Origin of the sequence: uncultured Anaerobiospirillum sp. (assembly GCF_902485895.1) — a bacterium.
GTDB classification, from domain to species: Bacteria; Pseudomonadota; Gammaproteobacteria; order Enterobacterales; family Succinivibrionaceae; genus Anaerobiospirillum; species Anaerobiospirillum succiniciproducens.
Map to the genome: position 1 here is coordinate 22,066 of NZ_CABTML010000056.1, position 6,978 is coordinate 29,043.

Genomic DNA, 6,978 nt, shown 5'->3' on the forward strand with positions numbered 1-6,978 from the left:
CTTTGATCTTGAGATCTTAATTATGCGCAGAGTGCTCTGTTAGGCTCTGGGATCATGGATTGGATCATATACATGCATAATCATCAAGATCTCGACACACACTCAATTTGCTTGATGCTAGTGGTCGTTTGTTTGATTAAACTCTTGCGCTTAGCGCTATGTTTTAACGATAGAAACACTCTTTGTATGACGATGCCTAGTAGAAGCCAAACAAGAAGGCCCGCTTATGCGGGCCTTCTATTAGTGAGTGAATATGATTAATTAGACTTAGCGCTGCTCTTAAAGGGTGGTTTTGTATAGTTTTAGAAGTGCCAACGAATACGGGTATTACCGTGAGCACCAACACCGCCCTCAGAAGTTAACGAGCCGCCTAAGCCTACATCCAATGTCACGTCGGCAGCTAGACGCTTACTTAAAGAACCATTTACGGAGAAGACCGTGGAGTGATCTTCTGGGATATCGTAAGTCATATAGCCATTGGCATTGACAAGGTTGATGCCGATTTCATTATTGGATGTGTAGACATTACGCTTTAAGGTTGCCTGCAGCATATAGCCAATAGACTCATGGGCTCCCTCAAGCTCTAAGCCTAAACCAAGATCCACTACGGTCTGAGAAAGATCATCACGCTTTAAGTATGAAGACTTGCTCTCACCAATAGTGTGCCAGCCAAGATCAGCAAGCAACATAGGACGAACGCTTAGAGCTCCCATATGGAAGTGGTACTTAAAGTAATTACTGCTCATCAAGAGCCAACTACGCTCGTCAAACTTTTGTTCACCTATCTTAACGTTTGGAATGAAGCTGCGGTCATTAATGAGATAGCCACCAGTTAAATATGACTGAAACTCAAAACCCTCTTTCTGCTCAAACGAGAAGTATCCAGTGACACCGTACATGATGGCATCATCTTCGGACCTTGTATCCTTATTGTCGATCTTAGTGGCGTTAAAGGCACCACCTACAACAATACGGCCATCTTTCTTAGGAAATACACGGTCATAGCCTATGTTAGTGCTCAGAGTATGTTCTTTGAGATCGTCTTCATGCAGCACACTACCACTTACATCAACAAAGATACTCTCATGAAGCATAGTCTCTTCGCTTGCAAGAGATAGTTCGTTAATAGCTTCAGCTGTACCTATAGCAGCAACTGGAGTATATGTAGCTGTTGAAGAGCGAGCACTGCGGCGTAACGATGCCAAGCGAGTATCAATAGCGCGACGAACTGGAGCTACTAACTTATTTGGATGAATCGTTCTAGCTACTTTGCGTTTTAATGTAGCTGTACGGTTTGCAATAGAGATTAAAGAATCGGCTCCTTTATCTGAGTTTTGCATAGTCAAGGCATCTTGCAATGCAACCTCTTGAAACTTGTTATCACCGTTCTTGTTATGCTCTATGATAGACTGCAACTCATCACGTGCTCCTGGCACTGGATCATGCTCAAAGAAGCTATCTACTACCTCGTCTTTGCTATCTACAATCTCATCTAAAGTTGGAGGAACAAAGTCAGGATCTTCAATTGGCTCACCTAAGCCAGGGATCTCCTCTGGCTCGACAGGAGGTTGAGTACCATCGGCCTCTGGCTTTGGCGGAACCAAACTAATGAAAGCCAAAATGATCTTGTTATCTTTAATATAAGTATCAATCTCAACTGCAATGCCATGAGTATCATACTCAACGATCTTATCTGTGCGATTATCAATGAGCTTATCCGCTCTAATCAAAGTTCCAGGTTTGCCGAAACGAACATTGTTTAAAGACAAGAAATCATTGGAAAAGTGAGCTTTAACTTTAGTGTCCTTTGCTAGAGTTAAAGTACCAAACACATTTAAACCAACCCAGGAAGAGCCATCAGGCATAATACGATGCGGTCTAAGATCGCTAAGGGCCACTAACTCATTAACTGCAATATTGCCATAAGCCTTTTGCGCACCTGAGGTAGTCAAGGTATTGATATTGATTTTGCCATTTGAAGCAGTCCTTAAGTTGCCATCCTTAAGATGCCACTTATTAACATTAATTGTACCTCTCATATCAGCAAAGAGAGTTCCACTAGCCACATCATCAGGTAAATCCAAGTTACCTAAAATTACGTGAACTCCGTTAACAGTTAGCTTTGAGTCTGGACTGATATCGAGAAAATTAGGATTGCGATTACCTAATACCTTAATGTTACCAAGCTCAACTACTGACTTATTCTTAAGCTTAATGCCACTATGTAACAAGAAAGTTAGGCCATTCTTGTCATGGTTTATGAATGTGGAATTATCCATGTCGAAGCTAGCCTGAAACGAGTTCATGTAGCTGTCGATCTTTGAGTTCTTAGCCTTGATATTGCCCTTGTAGTGAACCGAGTAATCATATCGTGAGTTGCCCTGCACCAGCTGCTGCTTAGAGCCACTACCACCTTTATCATGGAATACAGGCACATCACCGCCAAATCTTACGATAGAATTGTCTAAGATAAGATCGCTCTCAAGCCAAGCATTACGACCAATGTTTAAGGTAGAGTTAGTAAGATTCATCGTGGAGAATCTAAAACCACGCTCTGTCCAATAAGCATCATCAAAGTCGCCTTCAAAATGATCAGCCCAGCCTTGCATAGTAATCATGGCATTCTTAACTGTCGCATTGCCATACTGAGCATGCGAACCTCCATCCATAATCAGATGACGGTTACTAAACTTATATGACTCATCGGCACTATCGGCATACTCAAGCTTAATGCTAGTACTACCCTGATAGTCATCGTGAACCATGACTTGTGAATTGATGGAGCTAAAGTCGAGAAGGTTATTGCCATTAGCTCTCAGAGCATAGGTTGCGCCTGCTGATCTAGCATCATAGCGATAGAACGCTTCATCATAACTAGAAGGACTTAAAGCAATAGCCTCTCCAGCCATACAAAATAGGATTGGTGAGATCGCCACTTTGAGCATGGTTGGTAAAGATAATGATGGTTGGGTTTGATGTTTAGACTTTTCAATTACCACGTTTGCATTAAGGCTATTTCTTGTAGGCATAACAGTGTCCTTCTACTCGGTCCCTCACTGTGCAGGCAAGAGTAATTTCTACTAACTATTGATTTGCGATAGCAACATCCTTAACAAGTCTTTTATTGCACAAAAAGCATATTCTGATTGTATCTAAGTGACTAATTTTTTAAGACATTTTCCGCATATTTATCGAAAAACTGTGATCCGCATATAACTACTTTAGACTGTATCTATAGACGTTTAAATCTAATATAAATGTATGTAAAAACTATGTTAAGAATGCCTAAACTCGATATAACAGCTAAGCTACAAATTTAGCCAGTAGTGCTGCTTCTTCGAGCCATCAGTGCATGAGTGCATGTGCGTAAAAAACAGATAAATACGGAATTTATTAAGATCTTAGAGAGAGCTTATTTGGCGTAGCGTAATTATTACTCACAATCTTAAATGCCTTAAATACTGCTACCACATGCTGAAAATTTGCTCTGATCGTGTGCACTCCTATAACTTTTTTAGTGCGGATTACTGTTTTATAAGTACCTACATTAGTCTGTTTTTAGACTATTAAAATATGACATAAGATCGCCGAAAAATCCCATAAATATCAGTATCTAGTTTGCTAACAGCATCAATGAGATCATAAGATCACATCCATAACACAAATACAATTACACTAAGCGCTATAAGCTTTCTTGTGAAACAAAATGAGAAACGACATACACGTTTTAGACATGTTTTTGCATGCTCAGAGGGCTGATGGTCAGTAGCTTGTATGGATATCTTGATGAACTAGCCAAAGATGGTATTGATTAGTTGACTGACGGGGATATGGATTAATTAACAGAATGGTTTTATTGCTTAATTGATGGGAGCAATTAACAGTACTTGTATTGCGATCTTAAGAGTCAGCAAGCATCTAACTTAGCTTGCTGATCCATACTTTCATATTTACAGATGATTAATTGCGCTCTTCTTTTGAAGAGTCTGGGTCTTCGTTTGTAGTGCTAGAGTCAGCCGCTGTATCGTTAGCCTCTGCGCTCTTGTCCTCAGATACTGCCTCATCTTCATGGGCGTTATGAGCGAGCAGGTTAACTGAGCTATTAGTTAACAGAGCGTTTGACTGGCGAAGACGCATTGAGGCAATTTGGGTTACGCAAGGTACTGTCACTTTATATGAAGGGCCGCCGATCTCTAAAAGAGATAAGAGCACACGTTTGACTACGTCAAGACCAGAACTAATAGCATGAGCAAGCTCATAAGCAGCACGACTAACGCTGTCAGTAGCATTAACAATAGTATTTTGAGCAACGCCAGCTAAACTTGAGAAGATTGTGGACAATGCCTCGGAGAGCATCAGCAGCGAATTTGTTGATAGTAATCTGTAATCGCCTTGCTGCACTGCTTTGAGCACAAGCTCTCGAGATTGAGGTACTGCTAGAGCAGTATTACTCTTTGAGATCTCATCTTTACTATCTTCTGTTTTGATGCCTGCCTTTGCCTCTTGCTCGCTTAAAGAGTTAATGAGGAGATCACGCTCTTTATCACCAAGATCATCATAGATTTTCTTGGTCATAGACATCAAAATACAACGCTCTATAACAGGCACTGAGTCGTCTTTGTCGTAGCTTACGTTGAGATGATCAGCTACATCACATACTACTGTTCTGTAATCAGGCCCTTTACCGCCTCTAAGCAGATTAGCTACTGCATGGCCACCGCAGGTGCGCAATTGCGCACTAATAAGATGGGTATAGTGCCGGTGATTTGGATAGTGGCGCATAAAGAGCTGCTCTTTTTCAATGCTCTTAAGATCGTCACTTGCCTTCATCAGCCTAATAATGACATCTAGCTCTTCTTGTAGTGCTGCTTGCAATACAGGGTCAAGATCAACGTCAAAGGTATACTTGTCGAGCATAAGGACATCTCCAAAACACAACTATTGTTATTGTATTACTAAAGACATAGTTATAAGTAAGGAATTGATGTTAGCAAAGATACAGACCTGATCCGCCTTCAATGATGATATAAGCAATTGTTAAACATATGCTATTCCAAAAAACAAAAAACCTGCATCAGCATCAACTGAGGCAGGTTTTATTAAAATGGGAAAGCTAGCCTTTCAACATTAGCGCTTTTGTGAAAAACCCATCAAACGTCTTATTTTTTGGGTCAACAGTAAATTACCATCAGCTATTAGTAGCGAATTGAGCTCATGGTGGCTAACTTCTTACGGTTATGCCATGCCTGGATATAACGAGTAGTTCCAGTACGGCCACGGGTTGCCATAGAAGAAGTAATAGCGTACTCACCACGGTAAGCAACACCGTCTAAGAGCTCGCCTTCAGTAATGCCGGTTGCAGCAAAGTAGCTCTCATTGGAGGTAATGAGGTCATCTATGCTACGAATGGTATCAATGGAAATGCCGTCTGCTTCGATATTCTTACGCTCTTCGTCAGATAGAGGGTTTAAACGAGTTAACATCTGAGCGCCTGTACCCTTTAAGGCACAAGCAGTGATTACAGCCTCAGGAGTACCACCAATGCCCATTAAAACGTCCATCTGATGGCGTGGATCTGCAGCCATTAAAGCACCTGCTACATCACCATCGGTGTATAAGTGAATACGAGCGCCAGCAATACGGATATCGTTGATTAACCCTACGTGACGTGGCTTATCTAATACGAAGATGTTCAGCTCAGAAACTGGCTTGCCTAAAGCAAAAGCAATCTTCTTTAAGTTATCAGCAACAGGAGCGTCTAAGTCAATTACATTAGCAGCTTCTTTACCTACTACTAACTTCTTGCAATAGTAAGAACGACCTGGATTGAACATGCCGCCCTTTGGAGTACAGCCAATAACCGCAAGACCATTTGGTCGACCATAGGCAACAGCATTAGTACCCTCAACTGGGTCAACAGCGATATCGATCTCAGGGCCGTCACCAAAGCCAACCGCCTCACCGTTGTAAAGCATTGGAGCGTGATCTTTTTCACCTTCACCGATAATCACAGTACCGCGAATATGTACTGATTGGAAAGCGATACGCATGGCGCTAACTGCAGCACCATCAGCTTCTTCTTTCTCACCACGACCTACTAAACGGGCTGCTGCAAGTGCACCTGCCTCTGTTACACGAACTAACTCTAAAGCCAGATTTCTATCAGTTAAATGCTGCTCAACAGACATAGCACACCTCTTAATCTCATAGACCACACCAAGTAATTGTGTCTAAGCACTACTAAGTTGGCTTAAGCATACAAACTAGGTATGTACAACAACAGCTAGGCAAACAAAAACAAAGGTCAGCTGCATCTTACGCCATATATTAGCGACGGTGTGCATTCTAGCACAAACAAACATACCTACCTTATCTCAAGGCTAGGGCACAGCTCACAAATCTTTAAGCTAAAGTGCAAATATATCCGTTTTTTCATCAAAGCGGCTAAGTCTGCTAGAAAACGTACTGTCAAACACTGTGAAATCAATAAACGAATCGAGTTGAAACGGTAGGATACTCGACCAGATGAGTCAAGTTGAGACAATAGGATACTCGACGAGACGAGTCGAGTTGAGACGGTTGGATGCTCGAGCACACGAGACGAAGAGAGTATGGCGCAATAAAATATGTATGATTGCGTTGAGGCAAAATTAGACGTGATTATTATTTGAGAAATGGGCAGCAAAGCTTAAACGTGAAATTAGCTAGGCACGTGATATCGGCGGGTATGGGATGATGGGGCAGAAGAGATGACATAAAGATGAGGGCATAAAAAAGACCGCAGAATCTTGCGACTCTGCGGCCTCTTTAGCTATCAACTGATGTTGATAACTGCGTTTAACTCATCAACGATTACTCAATGATGGTTGAAACAACGCCTGCACCTACGGTACGGCCACCCTCACGGATAGCGAAGCGCTCACCAGCAGCCATAGCAACTGGGTGGATCAGGGTAACGGTCATCTTGGTGTTGTCACC

The 6,978-nt window shown here is 41.9% G+C and carries 3 protein-coding genes and 1 pseudogene; all 4 read right to left on the reverse strand.

The genetic code is table 11. The annotated features are described in order from the left end of the window. Positions 1-302: 302 nt before the first annotated feature. Complete coding sequence (locus RDO37_RS04615; protein ID WP_308498271.1) at positions 303-3,029, reverse strand: autotransporter domain-containing protein; 2,727 nt, start codon at positions 3,027-3,029, stop codon at positions 303-305. Between the two features lie 931 nt (positions 3,030-3,960). Then, complete coding sequence (locus RDO37_RS04620) at positions 3,961-4,917, reverse strand: hypothetical protein (protein ID WP_308498272.1); 957 nt, start codon at positions 4,915-4,917, stop codon at positions 3,961-3,963. Between the two features lie 278 nt (positions 4,918-5,195). Further along, the gene (gene glpX, locus RDO37_RS04625) at positions 5,196-6,188 is read right to left on the reverse strand and encodes a class II fructose-bisphosphatase (RefSeq protein WP_308498273.1); all 993 of its coding nucleotides are present in this window, start codon (positions 6,186-6,188) and stop codon (positions 5,196-5,198) included. A gap of 664 nt (positions 6,189-6,852) precedes the next feature. Then, positions 6,853-6,978, reverse strand: a pseudogene (tuf, locus tag RDO37_RS04630) (elongation factor Tu); the annotation flags it as partial.